We start from the raw sequence: 16,306 nt of genomic DNA on the forward strand, positions 1-16,306 counted from the left end.
CGCCTCCTTGTCAGAATTACTGTTCGGCCATGGCCAGTCGCAAACCAAAGCCTGCAAATGTTGCAGCGACGGTACGGCGCATCCAGACGAGCACCCTGTCGCTGCGCAAGATCCGTTCGCCAACGAGCGATGCAAACATGCCGTAAACGACAAAAACCACGAATGTCATCGCCATAAAGACACCCCCGTGCAAGAGCATCTCCAAGGTCGGATTGCTTGCAGCCGGACTGACGAACTGAGGCAGGAATGCCAGAAAGAAGACCGTCAGCTTGGGATTGAGGATGTTGATCAGGAAACCGGTCCAGGCCGTTGAAGCAAAACCCTTGGCCTTGCTTTTGTCGGCCTTCAGATCCATTGGTCCGCTGTCTCTCAACGTTTGCCATGCCAGATAGAGCAGGTAGGCAACGCCGGCATATTTGACAGCTGTGAAAACCAGCGCACTGGTGTGCATCAAAGCGGCAAGGCCGATAACCGATGCCAGAATAGCCGGAACGATTCCGAAAGTGCACCCGAGGGCGGCGGCGATGGAAGCCTGCCGCCCCTTACCAAGGCCAACGGCCACGGTATAGACAACCCCTGTTCCGGGAACCAGCACCACGATCAGGGCGGTTATCAAGAACTCCAGACTCATGATGCGGTCCCTTTTCTTCGGGGTCGGCCGGTCCGGATTACAGATCCAAAACCAGGCGCTGCGGGTCTTCCAGGCTTTCCTTGACGCGGACCAGGAAGGTTACAGCTTCCTTGCCATCGACAATGCGGTGGTCATAGGACAGAGCCAGATACATCATCGGGCGGATCACCACCTGACCGTTAACGGCCATAGGGCGCTCCTGGATCTTGTGCATTCCTAATATGCCCGACTGGGGAGCATTCAGGATTGGTGACGACATAAGCGAACCATACACCCCGCCGTTGGAGATGGTGAAGGTGCCGCCGGACATGTCTGCCATGCCGAGCTTGCCGTCCCGGGCCTTGCGACCAAGATTGCCGATTTCCTTTTCGATCTCGGCAATGGACATTTCATCGGCATCACGCACAACCGGCACCACTAGACCCTTGTCTGTGCCGACTGCAACGCCGATGTGGCAGAAGTTCTTGTAAATGATATCGGTGCCGTCGATCTCGGCATTTACTGCCGGGATTTCCTTCAGCGCATGCGTGACCGCCTTGGTGAAGAAGCCCATGAACCCGAGCTTGACACCGTGTTTCTTTTCGAAAAGGTCCTTGTACTGCTTCCGAAGCTCCATCACCGGGCCCATGTCCACTTCATTGTAAGTGGTCAGCATGGCAGCCGTGTTCTGGGCGTCTTTCAGGCGGCGGGCGATGGTCTGGCGCAGTTTGGTCATACGCACCCGCTCCTCGCGCGCATCGTCCTGAGCTGCAACCGGACCACGCGGAATGGCAGTAGCAGCTGGCGCTGCAGCTGTTGCACCGGACGAGATCGCGTTGATGACATCTTCTTTCAGAACCTGACCACGTTTGCCGGACCCGGCAACCTGATCGGCAGAAAGGTTGTTTTCTGCCATCATTTTCTGAGCAGAAGGCGCAGCCGGCATGGATGAGCCGGAAACCGCCGCAGGAGCTGAGGTGGCCGCAGCCGCAGCAGCGACCGGTGCTGCAGCGGCACCCGCGCCAGAAGGATCGATCTGGCAAAGAAGAACACCGGGTTGAATGGTTGCACCGGTTTCAGCCGCAATTTTGACCACAGTGCCTCCAACAGGAGCCGGCACTTCCTGAGCAGCCTTATCTGTTTCAAGCTCGACGAGCGTATCATCGGCCTTGACCGTGTCACCGACCTTGACGCTCCACTCTCCCACCTCGGCTTCCGTCACGGATTCGCCAGCGCTTGGAGCAACCACGTCGACCAGTTCGACGGCACCAGAGGATTTTGCCGCCGGAGAGCTTTCTTTCTTGGCTGGTGCCGAAGCTGCAGCGACCGCGCCTTCGGCGATCTGGCCGAGAAGCGCTCCGACTTCGACCGTATCGCCTTCGTTGACCACAATGCTTTCCAACGTGCCTGCCGCTGGAGCCGGAACCTCAACCGTCACCTTGTCGGTTTCCAGTTCCACCAGCGGCTCGTCCTGACTGACGGCATCCCCCGGTTTCTTGAACCATTGTGCAATTGTTGCTTCAGAAACGGATTCACCCAGCGTGGGCACGCGAATTTCGGTTGCCATGGTCGCCTTCTCTTAAAATTACCTGGCCAAGTCTTGAGAAGAGGGCCCGAAGGCCCTCCCGAACGGGATACGTTTAGTTTCCTAGTGCCTCTTCGAGGAATGCCTGCAGCTGTGCCAGATGGGCCGACATCAGGCCGGTTGCCGTCGAAGCCATCGCCGCCCGCCCTGCATACCGCGGACGCTTGTGTTTGGCATCGATCTGACCGAGCACCCACTCAATGTAGGATTCAACGAAGAACCAGCTACCCATATTCTTGGGCTCTTCCTGACACCAGACCATTTCAGCCTGCGGGAAGCGCGCCAACTCGAGCATCAGAGCCTTCTTCGGGAACGGATAGAGCTGCTCAATTCGCATAAGATAGACATCATTGATGCCGCGCTTCTCACGCTCTTCAAACAGATCGTAATAGACCTTGCCCGAACACATCACGACACGACGGATCTTGTCGTCCGCAACCAGCTTGCTTTCTGCGTTGAGGTTCGGACCCCAATCATCCCAAAGCAGACGGTGGAACGTTGAATCCGGGCCAAGCTCTTCGATCTTCGAAACGGCTTTCTTGTGGCGCAGAAGGGACTTCGGCGTCATCAGGATCAGCGGTTTGCGAATGTCACGGCGCAGCTGTCGGCGCAGAATGTGGAAGTAGTTTGCCGGTGTCGAACAGTTCGCCACCTGCATGTTGTCTTCCGCACAGAGCTGCAGATAACGCTCCAGCCGCGCTGACGAGTGCTCCGGTCCTTGGCCCTCATAACCGTGCGGCAGCAGGCAGACCAGACCCGACATGCGAAGCCACTTACGCTCGCCTGAAGAAATGAACTGGTCGAACAAGACCTGCGCACCGTTGGCAAAGTCGCCGAACTGCGCTTCCCACATGGTCAGTGCACGCGGCTCGGTGAGCGAATAACCGTATTCAAACCCGAGCACAGCTTCTTCGGAGAGCATCGAGTTGATGACTTCGTAGCGTTGCTGATCCGGAGAAATATGGTTGAGCGGGATATAGCGGCTTTCGTTTTCCTGGTCATAAAGAACAGAGTGACGCTGAGAAAACGTTCCGCGCTCACAATCCTGGCCTGAAAGACGGATCGGGTGCCCTTCTTTCAGGAGCGACGCGAAAGCAAGTGCTTCAGCTGTTGCCCAATCGATGCCTTCACCGGTCTCGATCATACGCTCACGATGGTTCATGAAGCGGGCAATGGTCCGGTGGATGTTGAAGCCGTCCGGCACATGTGCCAGAGCCCGGCCCATATCCTTCAACTCCTCGAGCGGCAGCCCGGTTTGACCGCGCCGGGGATCGTCTTCATCACCCGCGCGTTTCATGCCGGCCCATTTGCCGTCGAGCCAGTCCGCCTTGTTAGGCTTGAAGGCCTGACCGGTGTCGAATTCCTCATCCAGATGCTTGCGCCATTCCGCCTTCATCTGATCGACGTCTTCCTGCGAAAGCAGACCTTCGCTGATCAGACGTTCGGAATAAAGCTGAAGTGTCGTCGCATGCTTGCGGATCTTGCGGTACATGATCGGCTGCGTGAACGCCGGCTCGTCGCCTTCATTGTGGCCGAAGCGACGATAACAAATCATGTCGATAACCACCGGACGATGGAACGTCTGGCGGTATTCGATTGCGATCTTGGCGGCAAAGACGACCGCTTCTGGATCGTCCGCATTGACGTGGAAAATCGGCGCTTCGATGACCTTGGCCATATCCGACGGATAGGGTGAGGACCTTGAGAAGCGCGGATTGGTCGTGAAGCCGATCTGGTTGTTGATGATCACGTGGATCGAACCGCCGGTGCGGTGACCGCGCAGCGCCGAGAGGCCGAAACACTCGGCAACAACACCCTGGCCGGCAAAGGCCGCATCGCCATGCAACAGCAGCGGCAATACCGTGTCGCGATCAACTTCGGTGGTTTCGATGAAATTGCCGTTTTCGTCGGCGGCCAGCTGATCCTGTTTGGCGCGAGCCTTGCCAAGAACGACCGGGTTGACGATCTCCAGATGCGACGGGTTCGCCGTCAGCGACAAGTGAACATTGTTGCCGTCGAAATTCCGGTCAGCAGATGCCCCGAGATGATATTTCACATCGCCTGAGCCTTCAACTTCATCAGGCGCATAGGACCCGCCCTTGAACTCATGGAAGATGGCGCGGTGCGGTTTCCCCATCACCTGGGACAGCACATTCAGGCGGCCTCGGTGCGCCATGCCGAAGACGATATCCTTCAAGCCCATCTGGCCGCCACGCTTGATGATCTGCTCCAACGCAGGGATCAGCGCTTCGCCGCCATCAAGACCGAAACGCTTGGTGCCGGTGTATTTGACGTCGAGAAACTTTTCGAAGCCTTCCGCCTCGACAAGCTTGTTCAGGATGGCCTTCTTGCCTTCAGAGGTGAACGCAACCTGTTTGTCCGGCCCCTCAATGCGCTCCTGTAACCAGGCCTTGGACGCCGGGTCGGAAATATGCATGAACTCGACACCGAGCGTGGAACAGTAGGTCCGCTTCAGGATGTCGAGCATCTCGCGGATGGTGGCGTGTTCCAGCCCGAGAACGTGGTCGATAAAGATCGGCCGGTCCCAGTCGGCTTCCGTGAAACCGTAGGATGAGGGATGCAGCTCCTCATGATCGCCCTTGCCGCTCAGGCCGAGCGGATCAAGATCTGCATGCAGGTGACCACGCATGCGATAAGCGCGGATCATCATCAGGGCACGGACGGAATCGCGGGTTGCCTGGTGTACCTGAGCGTCCGAAATCGGTTCACCCTTGGCTTCGGCTTTCTTTTTGAGCTTGTCGCCGATTTTCTGCTCGATCGGCGCCCAATTGCCGTCAAAAGCATTGACGAGATCGCCATTTGCTTCAATCGGCCAGTCCTTGCGTTTCCAGGTCGCCCCGCGTGCCTCTTTCAAAACGGCGTCTTTTTCGTCCTGGAAAGACGCAAAGAATTCCCGCCAATCGGCGTCCACCGAATTCGGATCCGTTTTATACTGTGCGTAGAGGTCTTCGATATAGGCTGCGTTGGCGCCGTAAAGCAACGACGTCAGTGCGAATACGTTGTTCGCTTCCTGCCGTGCCATGTCCTTTAGCGGAGGTTTGCTCCGCCCTTTTTGTTAAGGCGGGCCGAAAATAAGACCCGCGGCCGGTTCCCTACAAAGACCGATGAAATCATCGGCCCCTCGAATAAGTGTTACGGCACACAATTTGCGCCGCAACCCATCCTTTCACTATGCAACAGGAAACGTAAACCGTTTCCGTGCACTAACCGCAAATAATCCTGCGATTTTAGCTCTTCAAGACTTCGAGAAGTGTCTCACCAAGCTTTGCAGGAGAAGGAGACACCTTGATACCGGCCGCTTCCATCGCCTCTATCTTGTCTTCCGCACCACCTTTACCACCGGAAATCACGGCACCGGCATGGCCCATTGTCCGGCCAGGAGGCGCGGTACGGCCTGCAATGAAGCCAGCCATAGGCTTCGAGCGACCCTTCTTGGCCTCATCCTTCAGGAATTGAGCAGCCTCTTCCTCGGCTGAGCCGCCGATTTCGCCGATCATGATGATGGATTGAGTTTCATCGTCAGCCAGGAACATCTCCAGGACATCGATGAACTCGGTGCCCTTGACCGGGTCGCCCCCGATGCCGACAGCAGTGGTCTGCCCAAGTCCGGCGACGGAGGTCTGATAGACGGCCTCATAGGTCAGAGTACCGGAACGGGAAACAACGCCGACGGAGCCCTTTTTGAAGATAGAGCCGGGCATGATGCCGATCTTGCACTCTTCCGGGGTCAGAATGCCTGGGCAGTTCGGTCCAAGCAGACGTGAATTGGACTTGTCCAATTTCGCCTTCACCTTGACCATGTCGGCAACCGGAATGCCTTCGGTGATGCAAACGATGAACGGGATTTCCGCATCGATTGCCTCGATGATTGCAGCACCGGCACCCGCCGGCGGGACATAGATCACGGATGCATCCGCACCTGTTGCGTCCTTCGCTTCGCTGACCGAAGCGTAAATCGGCAACTGAGCGGCGCTTTCAACGCTGCCCCAGGTTTCGCCACCTTTTTTCGGGTGCACACCGGCAACCATCTTGGTGCCATAATATTCAAGTGCCTGTTCCGTATGGAACGTACCGGTCTTGCCGGTCAGGCCCTGAACGATGATTTTCGTGTCTTTATTGACGAGGATCGACATTTACGCGCCCCCCTTGACGGCTTTCACGATTTTCTGGGCGGCGTCGTCGAGATCATCAGCGGCGATCACGTTAAGGCCGCTTTCGTTGATGATTTTCTTGCCGAGCTCCACGTTGGTGCCTTCCAGACGCACAACGAGCGGCACCTGCAAGCCGACTTCCTTGACGGCTGCAACAACGCCTTCCGCGATCACGTCGCAGCGCATGATGCCACCGAAAATGTTCACCAAAATGCCCTTCACGTTCGGATCGGACGTGATGATCTTGAAGGCGGACGTCACTTTTTCCTTCGACGCGCCGCCGCCGACATCCAGGAAGTTTGCGGGCTCTGCGCCGTAGAGCTTGATGATGTCCATGGTTGCCATGGCCAGGCCGGCACCATTGACCATGCAGCCGATGTCACCCTCGAGCGCGACATAAGCGAGGTCATGTTTGGACGCTTCGATTTCCTTGGCGTCTTCTTCCGTTTCGTCGCGCAGCGCCATGATGTCGTCGTGGCGGAACAGGGCGTTTCCGTCGAAGGAGACCTTGGCGTCAAGGACACGCAGATGTCCGTCCTTCATGACGATGAGCGGGTTCACTTCCAGAAGGCTCATGTCTTTTTCGACAAAGGCCTTGTGCAGGATCGGGAATAGCGTCATGCCATCGTCGCGTGCCGCACCTGTCAGTTCAAGCGCATCACACAATTGGCCTGCATCAGCAGCGGTGACACCCGTTTCAGGGTCGATCGGCAGCGTGATGATTTTTTCAGGCGTCTCTTCGGCAACCGCCTCGATATCCATGCCGCCTTCGGTGGACACCACGAATGCGGGCCGTCCAACCGTGCGGTCGACAAGGATGGAGAGATAAAGTTCGCGCTCGATGTCAGCGCCGTCTTCGATGTAAAGGCGATTTACAACCTTGCCCGCAGGGCCGGTCTGCTTGGTTACCAGCGTGTTGCCGAGCATTTCCTTGGCATGGGCCGTGACTTCATCCAGTGAGAAAGCCAGGCGAACCCCGCCTTTGGCATCTTCCGGCAATTCCTTGAATTTGCCTTTGCCACGGCCACCAGCATGGATCTGAGTCTTGACCACCCAAAGCGGGCCGGGAAGTTTCTTTGCGGCAGCTTCTGCCTCATCGGCTGTAAAAATGGCCACGCCTTCTGCGACCGGCGCACCGAATTGCTTCAGCACTGCCTTGGCCTGGTATTCATGAATATTCATGTGTCTCCCCCGTTTTCGGAGGACCGCTCTTTCAAATGATCGAAAAAGCGGCCGCTAAGTTCAAAAAGCGGGCGCTCGCTTAGCCGAGCGCCGGCTGAATTTTCTTACAAGCGTCAACCAGACCATCGACCGCAGCAACGGACTTATCGAAGTTGGCTTTTTCCTCGCCCTGCAAGTCGATTTCGATGACGCGTTCAACGCCATCCGCACCGATCACAACAGGTACACCCACATAGGTGTCTTTCAGGCCGTACTGTCCATCAAGGGCTGCTGCGCAAGGCAGAACACGCTTCTTGTCTTTCAGGTAGCTTTCGGCCATCGCAATGGCAGAAGAGGCAGGTGCATAGAAAGCAGACCCTGTTTTCAAAAGGCCGACGATCTCCGCACCGCCGTCACGGGTACGCTGAACGATTTCCTCCAGCCGCTCAGCAGTACACCATCCCATCTTGACCAGATCCGGCAGCGGAACGCCCGCAACGGTGGAATAACGGATCAGCGGCACCATTGTGTCGCCATGGCCACCCAGAACGAATGCCGTGACGTCTTCGACGGAAACATTGAACTCATCCGCAAGGAAATAACGGAAGCGGGCACTGTCCAGCACACCGGCCATGCCGACGACCTTGTTTTTCGGAAGGCCGGAGAATTTTTGCAGGGCCCAGACCATCGCGTCGAGCGGGTTCGTGATGCAGATGACAAATGCGTTCGGAGCATATTTGGAAATACCAGCGCCGACCTGCTCCATAACCTTCAGGTTGATTTCAAGCAGATCGTCGCGGCTCATGCCGGGCTTACGAGGGACCCCTGCGGTGACGATGACAACATCGGAGCCTTCAATGGCTTCATAGCTGTTGGCACCGGCCAGTTTGGCATCGAAGCGGTCGACCGGGGAAGACTGAGCGAGGTCCAGCGCCTTGCCCTGCGGAACGCCTTCCGCAATGTCGAAGAGAACGATGTCTCCCAGTTCCTTCAATCCTGCCAGATGAGCGAGCGTGCCGCCGATCTGACCAGAGCCGATCAAGGCAATCTTGTTCCGCGCCATTTCGAAAGTTTCCCTTTACGTAAGATGGAACTCTATGCCATCCTCTGATGACTGAAGATGGCACTACTCTCTTTGCCGCCCCTGCGCAAGTTCGCCAAAAGAATATTGCGCGAGGCGAAGCAAAATTTCTCGTTTCTTCCCGTCTGCGTAATTCCCCTATACGGAATGCAGACTTAAGCGTGTACTGCCCGATTGTCTCCCGCAAGGTACGCTTCGGACCTCATTTCGATCAAGCGTGAGGCCGTGCGATCGAATTCAAAAGCTTCCGTGCCATCTTCTCCGACATAGAGCTCCTGCGGCTCTGCTTCCGCTGAAATGACCAGCTTGATGCCGTTGTCGTAAAGCGTATCGATCAGGTTGATGAACCGCTTTGCCTCATTGCGCCGCGCACGCGACAAGACCGGCACATTGTCCAGGAAGATGGTGCTGTAGGCATTGGCGATACGGAGATAGTCACTCGCGCCGAGCGGCTGCATGCAAAGGTCATCGAACGTAAATCTCGCAGCACCCGATGCGACCGAAGGCACCGGTATGACGCGGCCCTTGTTTTCCAGCTCTTCGGAATGAGGCTTCATTCCATGTGTAAGCTTTGTGAAAAGCGCGTCCATCTGGGCATTTGCGTCGTTGCCCAGCGGCGTGACATACACCGGTGCTCCAGCAAGTTTCTCCAGCCGATAGTCAGTCGGTGAATCCAGATGCAGAATTTCCACGCGCGACTTCAGCATTTCGATAAACGGCACAAACAGTTGTCGGTTCAAACCATCCATATAGAGCCGTGACGGCTCGACATTGGAAGTTGCGACCACCACCACACCACGCTCGAAAAGCTGCGTAAACAAACGGCCAAGGATCATCGCATCTGCAATATCGGTGACCGAAAATTCGTCGAAGAGCAGCAACCGGGTTTCATCGGAAATCTTTTCGGCGACCGGTGGGATCGGATCATCTCCCTTGACCTCACCGCGCTTGTGCGCCTGCCGGTGCGCATGAATGCGCTCATGCACGTCGGTCATGAATTCATGGAAGTGAACCCGACGCTTTCTGCGGATCACGGTGACCTCATAAAAGAGATCCATCAGCATTGTCTTGCCACGGCCAACACCGCCCCACATGTAGAGGCCCTCGACCTTTGCCCAAAGCTGGTTTTTCTTGTTGGCAAACAGCCAGCCAAGTGAACTCTTCTTTGAGGCCAGACGGGTTTCGGCAAGGCGAGTGTTCAAAAGATCAAGATGATAAACCGCTTCTCTTTGGACAGGGTCCTCAGTGATCTCACCGGACGCGATCAGAGCATCGTAGCGGGCGCTCATGGCGCGGTTAACCGGCAGTTCCATATTCAAGGGTGCTGCTCCATCCATGAGAATTCATGGGGCGGTGAGTATCCAAGGCGCAGGTTGCTAAAAACCCTTGGGCGAAATACGGTCAAATTGCCGCAGATGCAAGTCATGAAATTATCCCAGGGCGCATTGCCGAGGCACAGAATTTTCATTCAACCGATTGAAATCAAAGGTTTTCAACATATGCCCGTAGTTTTGTGCGAGCACGATCCCAACTGGAAGGAAGAAGCGGAAAAGATCATTTGCGATCTGCAACAAGCGCTCCTGGACAACGTAACCGGGTTTGAACATGTCGGTTCGACCGCCATTCCAGGCATCAAGGCAAAACCCAAACTGCATATCGACATTCTTTTAAAACCCTCCGCAGATCTTGGCGAGTTGCGCCGTCGCCTGGTCTCGGCCGGATATGCCGACCATGGCAACCGGTTTCGGCCTGACGAAGTGCAGTTGACCCGACAGACAGCCAAACGGCTTGCTTCCGATCACCCTAATCAAAATGAAACGCTCATGAACCACCGTGTTTGTCTGTGCAAGGCCGGGTGCGCTGCAGCGGCAGACAGGGTTGCCTTTCGGGACAAGCTAATCAGCGAGCGGACACTTGCGCTGCAGTATGAGGCTCTCAAGGAGCGACTTGCCTCGAACCACAAAACCGGCCCGTGTTGGTCCGACTACTCTGCGGGTAAGACCGCCTTTATCAAGGAAGTACTGGCTTCGCCAATAGGGCGCTGATATCGCAAGCTCTTAGTTGAGGGCCCTTGGAGACCGATAGCCCGGTCCCTGGTTCAAGGCAGATTGTTCTGTGCGATGAATGCCTTGATGTCGTTGAGTTCCTTAATCAGCTTCTCGGCTCTTTGTCCATCCACGCCGATGGCGCAACCCAGGCCCTGAGGAACCGAAAGTGCCGTTTTGTAGAGACCCTTGCCACTCTCGGTCAGGAACACCTGAACGCGCCGCTCGTCTTCCGCGCTTCTTTGACGTGTTACAAAACCAAGTTTCTCAAGCCGCTTTACCAAAGGGGTAGCAGTTGCCTGGTCCACTTCGAGGCTCCTGGCAATGTCCTGCACCAGAATGCCGTCGTTCTGCCACAACACCATTAGCGCCAGATATTGCGGATAGGTGACACCCATCGTCTCAAGCAGAACCGCATACTCCTTGGTGATCGCCCGTGATGTCGAATAAAGAGCGAAACACAGCTGATCCTCTATTCTGAGCAGGCCTTTCTCGTCCGTCGTACAGCTTTCCATGATGCGTCCTATTAGATAGTGCGCAAATTTTTAGACCAATGCGGCATATGTTTCAAGACTCACCGTCTCTAACCGACTGAAATCAGTCATATTTTCGATCCTTTCAGAAAAGGCTTGACTTCACACATATTAAATAGCTTACAAATAAATAGTGCACTAATTAATTGCTTACCCTTTTTAAAGGAACCTATCATGACCTCACTCCGAAACTTCCTTGCGAGCGCCGCAATGGCAAGCGCCATGATCTGGTCGTCCGGTCAGGCAATCGCTTCAGATCTGAAAGCCAATTCAGTTGTCCTTGTTCACGGTGCATTCGCCGATGGGTCAAGCTGGAGCAAAGTAACGCCCTTTCTGGAAGCTGCCGGTCTTGAAGTGATCGCTGTTCAAAACCCGCTTGAATCGCTCGCCGGTGACGTTGCGTTCACCAACCGTGCGATTGATCGCGCAGAAGGTCCCGTGGTTCTGGTTGGCCACTCCTGGGGCGGCATGGTCATCACCGAGGCCGGCGGACATGACAAGGTCCAGTCTCTGGTCTACGTGGCCGCCTATGCACCAAATGAGGGACAATCTCTTGGTGAAGCTGCCGAACTCGAAAAGTTCCCTGCTCCGGGCATAGGCGCGCTGCAAAAAGATGAACACGGTTATTTCTTTCTGTCGAAAGAGGCGACCGCGAAGTACTTCGCACAAGATCTGCCAAAGGATCAGACCGATTTCATCGCGGCAAGTCAGGGACTTTTGAACAGCTCTGCACTTGGAGAGCCGGTCAGCACCACAGCATGGAAAGAAAAACCCAGTTTTTATGCCATCGCCGGCGAGGACCACATGACACCAACAGGGCTCCAACGCGAGTTCGCGAAGAAGATTGGTGCCGTTTCCAAGGAGATAGCGTCAAGTCATTCCATCATGGTTTCCCAGCCGGAATTTGTCGCCAATCTCATCATCGAAGCAGCCAAATGATATTCATTTGAAGGAGGACGAAATGAATCGGAAATTCAAAACAATAGCTGCGGCCGCAGTGACTTTGGCAGCTCTGAGCGGGGCCGCCATCGCGGAAGACGGCCGCACGCCCGTCTATGTTGCGGGGAACAAGCCAATTGCCCCCTATTCACCGGGAATCAAGCTCTCAAACGGAATGCTGTTTGTCTCCGGACAGATCCCCTATGTTGAAGGTGCAATTCCCGACGCGGCAAAAAATGACGTCAAGGCCCAGACCAAAATTGTCATGGAGAACCTGCGCGGCGTTTTGAACGAGGCCGGATACACTTTCAACAATGTCGTCAGGGCGACCGTCTTTATCACCGATATGGACAATTATGGCGCGTTCAACCAAGTCTACGGCACCTATTGGTCAGAAGGAGACATTCCGCCTGCACGAGCCGCCGTCGAAGTGGGCGCACTTCCCGGTTCTAAACCCGGTGCGCCGGTGATGGTTGAAGTCTCAATGATTGCAGCGAAATAGTTCGCAAACGACAAAAGGGCTGCATCCGGATCAACCGGACGCAGCCCCCAACCTATTTGAAAATCCAAGTTGGTCGTGCGCTATCGCAAAATCAGCGTCGTCTTGCGGCCGTTTTGCATTTCTTGCAGATAAAGAAGCTGCGCTACGAGATAACACTCGGATTGATCATCCAAATTCGCTTTCCGGCCACGACCGTCGGTCAACAGCCAGGCGTTTCCTGACTTGACCACGTCGCACTCAATCGGGTCCGTCGGATCGAACCCGGCTTTCTTGATGAGTTCCAGTCCTTCCTTTTCGGAACTGGCTTCCTCAACGCCTTTCACCTGCATTCTCAGACCGCGATAGGTCTTCTGCACGGCAAGCGCTGCGACGATTACAGTGACAACGTCATCGCCATCCATTGCCGCGAACCGCATCACGCCGCCGCCTTTTGGAATGGTCGAGTTGGAACACGGTGTTCTTTGCACATCCCCAAGCGGCGTCCACTCCGAACGAAGTGTGACGGTCGCCGGTTGCCGAAGGGCACCCATCTCCTTTGCCAGCCGCTTCTCGGCAGCACGTTGAGGGTCACGCCCCAGTCGTTCGGAACGTGCTGGCTTGCCGGCAAGAATTGTCCCTCCGATGCGCAGGCGGCGAAAGACAATGACGTCCCGCATAAGGTCGGTTCGCTCCACACGCCAACCAGCGTCCAGCCAGGCATTCTGATGCACCAGACTGCCGCCCGAATTAGCCCACCATGTTCTGTGTTCGCGGGCACTTTTCGGCAACGATGAACCGATGATTTCTTCGACTTCATACAGCTTGGCGGCCCAGACAACATCGTCTAGTCGAGCCAGGTGTTCGCGCAATGGTTCGTATTTGGACATTCGCACAGCCTTTCCGGTAGCCATGCAAATATACACTCATAGCGCGTACTGTAAAGTAAAAACACGGAGGTGTTTTAACGGAACAACGAGATGGGAGATCCGGAGGAGGTTTGACCGTTAAACTGCCCGGGAGAGCTGGAATAAAGCTGTGCGACGATCACACCGGAACCGTCCTTCAAAACGACTTGATTGCCGTTCAGATCCCAAGCCGAGATTCCTGACAATGCAGGCGTAGCACAACCTCTGGTATTAGCCCGGTAGCCGCCGGACCAGGTCGTCAGCGTCATAAACGCCATGCAGCTGTCACCCGAGGAAGACAGCTTCCAACCGCCCAAAAGATCGGTTCGGCCAACTTCCTTCGCACCGGACGGTGCAGCAACTGGATTGCTCGCAAGGTCCGTCGGAGCAGCGTTCGGATCGGTCAAGGTTGTGCCCGGTGGAGGAGCGTTGGGATCAAGTGGATCAAGTGTCCCAGTTCCGACCGGAGTTGTCGGTGTCGCAGGCAGCGGAGCCGCGTAGTTCCGATTGCCCGATAGCCGTTGGCAAGCGGCTGTCAGAACCACTAGACCAACAATCAAAACGAACTTTCCCGCACGCATCATGACGAATCAATCCCTCACCTTCGTCCCCATATGGTGCATCTCTTAGCCCACAATTTGTCGAAAATCCAAAATCACGAAAAAAATGCACATGAAGCACCGCTATTTTTGACTTGGATGGCAGTGACAACGGTCAGGCAACGTCCCGAACCGCCGGCGAGGCCGGTAACCCAGGCGGTACCAGCAATCGATCGATCACTGTCCTGATCTTCAGAAAGTAGCCTGCACTTGCCGTGAAGCCCTCCGCCAGCGGAGGCTTTCCAGCAATGCTCCACCAGTGGCTAGAGGTGGTTGCCTTCCAATGTGATGGCTGATCGATCGGCGCCAGGTCAGCCAGGTAAATGACCCTATCGGGAACAACTGCATAGGGCAGCAGGAAAATGTCGAACGGCTTTGGCGTCAAACCCCTGGCATCCAAACCTTCGGCAGCAAGAAGTCTTTCGACATGCCTGCTCAGCCGCCCAGATGGTGCAGACGCTGCAGAAAAGGCTCGTATCAGACCATTCGCCTTCGAATTCAGATAGGCTTCTGCAAGAGGACCGAGCAGAGCGTTGTCCGGGCACAGGAACAGCAAGGTGGTGTTTGACAAGACGTCACCCCTTCTTAGAACAACGTAAATGATGCGCCAGCAGCGACATGCTCCTATCCCTCCTTCAGGTAAAGAATATGACAGGAGAAGTTCGCCTCCTGTTTTCATGAGGATATCTTTGGAACAAAGACACGAATTCGAATATTCGTCTGTGCCGGGACTGTGACCCTTATCTCCATCGCCCACGCCGTCCTGACGGTATGTCCATGAATTTGAATTGGAGCCAATGATGTCAATTGCACTGTGGTGCATCCTGATTGCCGCAATTTTGCCGATCCTGTCTGCTTTTCCTGCAAAGCTGAGCAAGGACTTCAACAACGCCCTGCCGCGGGATCCGGACTATTGGCGCGAAGGATTCAGGGCGCGCGCGCAGGCGGCTCAAGCCAACGGCTTCGAAGCGTTTCCGTTTTTCGCGGTTTCCGTTTTTGTCGCAATGAGCCAGGGCGCAGATCCACATTGGATCGACAGATTGGCTGTTTTGTTCGTACTTTTGAGACTGATCTATGTGTTCTGCTACTGGATGGATCGGTCGACACCACGGTCGCTGGCATGGGCGGCGGCTTTCTTGACGATCGTGGGACTGTTCACCAGCTCCTTGTGGAGTTGAAATGCAACAAGGCGATATTTAGATCGGTAAATTCTTCAAGGAGAGTTTGCACCACAGGTTCTATTTCGCTAACGATGCAGGGACGCGTAGCAGGTTACCGATGGGCAGAGGTGCAGTGTGCGGACGACAGACCAGACGACAAACGCCTTGCCGGCTCGGCGTGAGGCTGCGCTCCAAAAGCAGGCTCCAGAACAACATATAGTTGATTCCCTGATCGCCGAACGCGGAAAACTTGTGATGGCCAGCCCCTGGTGGCCCATCATCAAACCTTTTGCATACAAGATACTGCGCTACAAATCCGCGGTCGATATGGCGGACAAGATTGCTCAAATGGAAGCCGTAGACTGCTTTGCCCATTTGAGCAGTCTGCTTCAGCTTGATGTGACAACCATTGGCCTGGAGCGCGTTCCCGCTCAAGGACCCGTGGTTCTTGTTTCAAACCATCCGACCGGTATTGCCGACGGCATTGTTCTTTACGATGCGATCAAGGCCTGCCGCGATGATCTGTCCATTTTCGCCAACAGGGACGCAATCCGAATCAACCCACGGCTGGCGGACATGATTGTCCCCGTCGAATGGCGGGCCGATTTCAAGAGCCGGACAAAGTCGAAAGAAACCCTGAAACTCGCCTCATCCGCATTCACGAAAGAACGCGTTGTGGTGCTCTTCCCATCCGGACGTCTTGCCCATTGGCATCAAGGCAAGTTGACGGAACGCCCCTGGATGACGTCTGCATTGGCTTTGGCTCGAAAGAACAAAGCGCCGATCATCCCCATGCATATGGGAGGACGCAATTCGGGCCTCTTCTATTTCCTTGCCAGGGTGTCGACAGAATTGCGCGACATGACAGTTTTCAATGAGCTGCTCAACAAGAAGAATGCCAAATTCAGCGTCCATTTCGGCAAACCTATCCGCCCGGAGCGACTTGCGGGTGATCTCAGCGAACTTGCCGAGCAGATGCGCGTTCACTGTGCCGAAACCCTGGCGACAGATCCGGACGCCGAATTCTGATTTTCA

At 55.5% G+C, this 16,306-nt stretch carries 16 protein-coding genes; 5 read left to right on the plus strand and 11 right to left on the minus strand.

Translation table 11 applies throughout. The annotated features are described in order from the left end of the window. Positions 1–16: 16 nt before the first annotated feature. From ACZ1HV_RS13675 to zapE, 7 genes are all read right to left on the minus strand, one after another. Positions 17–631, minus strand: a complete 615-nt coding sequence (locus tag ACZ1HV_RS13675) for a LysE family translocator (protein WP_298818824.1) — start codon at positions 629–631, stop codon at positions 17–19. A gap of 37 nt (positions 632–668) precedes the next feature. After that, complete coding sequence (gene odhB / locus ACZ1HV_RS13680; RefSeq protein ID WP_472718366.1) at positions 669–2,177, minus strand: 2-oxoglutarate dehydrogenase complex dihydrolipoyllysine-residue succinyltransferase; 1,509 nt, start codon at positions 2,175–2,177, stop codon at positions 669–671. A 73-nt stretch (positions 2,178–2,250) separates the two neighbouring features. Then, a complete protein-coding gene (locus ACZ1HV_RS13685; RefSeq protein ID WP_298962373.1) occupies positions 2,251–5,238 on the minus strand; it encodes a 2-oxoglutarate dehydrogenase E1 component in 2,988 nt (995 codons plus the stop codon). Between the two features lie 205 nt (positions 5,239–5,443). Then, positions 5,444–6,349 (minus strand): succinate--CoA ligase subunit alpha, encoded by a 906-nt coding sequence (gene sucD, locus ACZ1HV_RS13690; RefSeq protein WP_298818818.1) that lies wholly within the window; start codon positions 6,347–6,349, stop codon positions 5,444–5,446. After that, the gene (sucC, locus tag ACZ1HV_RS13695; RefSeq protein ID WP_298818816.1) at positions 6,350–7,549 is read right to left on the minus strand and encodes an ADP-forming succinate--CoA ligase subunit beta; all 1,200 of its coding nucleotides are present in this window, start codon (positions 7,547–7,549) and stop codon (positions 6,350–6,352) included. A 79-nt stretch (positions 7,550–7,628) separates the two neighbouring features. Next, entirely contained in the window at positions 7,629–8,591 is a 963-nt protein-coding gene (gene mdh / locus ACZ1HV_RS13700; RefSeq protein WP_298818814.1) for a malate dehydrogenase, read from the minus strand. 173 nt (positions 8,592–8,764) lie between these two features. Next, positions 8,765–9,922: a cell division protein ZapE gene (gene zapE, locus ACZ1HV_RS13705; protein ID WP_298819157.1), complete on the minus strand. Its 1,158-nt coding sequence runs from the start codon at positions 9,920–9,922 to the stop codon at positions 8,765–8,767. Positions 9,923–10,108: 186 nt separating this feature from the next. Between zapE and ACZ1HV_RS13710 the strand changes: the two genes are divergently transcribed. After that, positions 10,109–10,654: a GrpB family protein gene (locus ACZ1HV_RS13710; RefSeq protein ID WP_472718367.1), complete on the plus strand. Its 546-nt coding sequence runs from the start codon at positions 10,109–10,111 to the stop codon at positions 10,652–10,654. Positions 10,655–10,707: 53 nt separating this feature from the next. Here ACZ1HV_RS13710 and ACZ1HV_RS13715 read toward each other — a convergent pair whose 3' ends face one another. Further along, positions 10,708–11,169, minus strand: coding sequence for a MarR family winged helix-turn-helix transcriptional regulator (locus tag ACZ1HV_RS13715; RefSeq protein WP_298818808.1), 462 nt, complete (start codon positions 11,167–11,169; stop codon positions 10,708–10,710). Between the two features lie 192 nt (positions 11,170–11,361). Here ACZ1HV_RS13715 and ACZ1HV_RS13720 point away from each other — a divergent pair, with 192 nt between their 5' ends. Both ACZ1HV_RS13720 and ACZ1HV_RS13725 read left to right on the plus strand, forming a co-directional pair. Continuing rightward, the gene (locus ACZ1HV_RS13720) at positions 11,362–12,126 is read left to right on the plus strand and encodes an alpha/beta fold hydrolase (RefSeq protein ID WP_298962382.1); all 765 of its coding nucleotides are present in this window, start codon (positions 11,362–11,364) and stop codon (positions 12,124–12,126) included. 22 nt (positions 12,127–12,148) lie between these two features. Continuing rightward, the gene (locus tag ACZ1HV_RS13725; protein WP_472718368.1) at positions 12,149–12,628 is read left to right on the plus strand and encodes a RidA family protein; all 480 of its coding nucleotides are present in this window, start codon (positions 12,149–12,151) and stop codon (positions 12,626–12,628) included. 80 nt (positions 12,629–12,708) lie between these two features. Here the strand turns inward: ACZ1HV_RS13725 and ACZ1HV_RS13730 are convergent, their stop codons facing one another. The 3 genes from ACZ1HV_RS13730 to ACZ1HV_RS13740 form a co-directional block, all read right to left on the minus strand. Further along, complete coding sequence (locus tag ACZ1HV_RS13730; protein WP_298818802.1) at positions 12,709–13,494, minus strand: DUF7662 domain-containing protein; 786 nt, start codon at positions 13,492–13,494, stop codon at positions 12,709–12,711. Positions 13,495–13,568: 74 nt separating this feature from the next. After that, positions 13,569–14,096 (minus strand): protease inhibitor Inh/omp19 family protein, encoded by a 528-nt coding sequence (locus ACZ1HV_RS13735; protein WP_298818800.1) that lies wholly within the window; start codon positions 14,094–14,096, stop codon positions 13,569–13,571. Between the two features lie 130 nt (positions 14,097–14,226). Beyond that, positions 14,227–14,682, minus strand: coding sequence for an arsenate-mycothiol transferase ArsC (locus ACZ1HV_RS13740; protein WP_472718369.1), 456 nt, complete (start codon positions 14,680–14,682; stop codon positions 14,227–14,229). A 229-nt stretch (positions 14,683–14,911) separates the two neighbouring features. On the opposite strand from ACZ1HV_RS13740, the gene ACZ1HV_RS13745 reads away from it, so the two are divergent. Continuing rightward, entirely contained in the window at positions 14,912–15,289 is a 378-nt protein-coding gene (locus ACZ1HV_RS13745; protein ID WP_298818796.1) for an MAPEG family protein, read from the plus strand. 117 nt (positions 15,290–15,406) lie between these two features. Further along, positions 15,407–16,300 carry a 1-acyl-sn-glycerol-3-phosphate acyltransferase gene (locus ACZ1HV_RS13750; RefSeq protein ID WP_298985102.1) on the plus strand — a complete coding sequence of 298 codons (894 nt, stop codon included), beginning with the start codon at positions 15,407–15,409 and terminating at the stop codon, positions 16,298–16,300. The last annotated feature ends 6 nt before the right edge of the window (positions 16,301–16,306 follow it).

Source organism: Roseibium sp. JB4-4, assembly GCF_055693425.1.

Bases quoted from the DNA above. Each gene is read 5' to 3' on its own strand.
- ACZ1HV_RS13675 (WP_298818824.1), bottom strand. From the start codon at position 631: ATGAGTCTGGAGTTCTTGATAACCGCCCTGATCGTGGTGCTGGTTCCC.
- odhB (WP_472718366.1), bottom strand. From the start codon at position 2,177: ATGGCAACCGAAATTCGCGTGCCCACGCTGGGTGAATCCGTTTCTGAA.
- ACZ1HV_RS13685 (WP_298962373.1), bottom strand. From the start codon at position 5,238: ATGGCACGGCAGGAAGCGAACAACGTATTCGCACTGACGTCGTTGCTT.
- sucD (WP_298818818.1), bottom strand. From the start codon at position 6,349: ATGTCGATCCTCGTCAATAAAGACACGAAAATCATCGTTCAGGGCCTG.
- sucC (WP_298818816.1), bottom strand. From the start codon at position 7,549: ATGAATATTCATGAATACCAGGCCAAGGCAGTGCTGAAGCAATTCGGT.
- mdh (WP_298818814.1), bottom strand. From the start codon at position 8,591: ATGGCGCGGAACAAGATTGCCTTGATCGGCTCTGGTCAGATCGGCGGC.
- zapE (WP_298819157.1), bottom strand. From the start codon at position 9,922: ATGGAACTGCCGGTTAACCGCGCCATGAGCGCCCGCTACGATGCTCTG.
- ACZ1HV_RS13710 (WP_472718367.1), top strand. From the start codon at position 10,109: ATGCCCGTAGTTTTGTGCGAGCACGATCCCAACTGGAAGGAAGAAGCG.
- ACZ1HV_RS13715 (WP_298818808.1), bottom strand. From the start codon at position 11,169: ATGGAAAGCTGTACGACGGACGAGAAAGGCCTGCTCAGAATAGAGGAT.
- ACZ1HV_RS13720 (WP_298962382.1), top strand. From the start codon at position 11,362: ATGACCTCACTCCGAAACTTCCTTGCGAGCGCCGCAATGGCAAGCGCC.
- ACZ1HV_RS13725 (WP_472718368.1), top strand. From the start codon at position 12,149: ATGAATCGGAAATTCAAAACAATAGCTGCGGCCGCAGTGACTTTGGCA.
- ACZ1HV_RS13730 (WP_298818802.1), bottom strand. From the start codon at position 13,494: ATGTCCAAATACGAACCATTGCGCGAACACCTGGCTCGACTAGACGAT.
- ACZ1HV_RS13735 (WP_298818800.1), bottom strand. From the start codon at position 14,096: ATGATGCGTGCGGGAAAGTTCGTTTTGATTGTTGGTCTAGTGGTTCTG.
- ACZ1HV_RS13745 (WP_298818796.1), top strand. From the start codon at position 14,912: ATGTCAATTGCACTGTGGTGCATCCTGATTGCCGCAATTTTGCCGATC.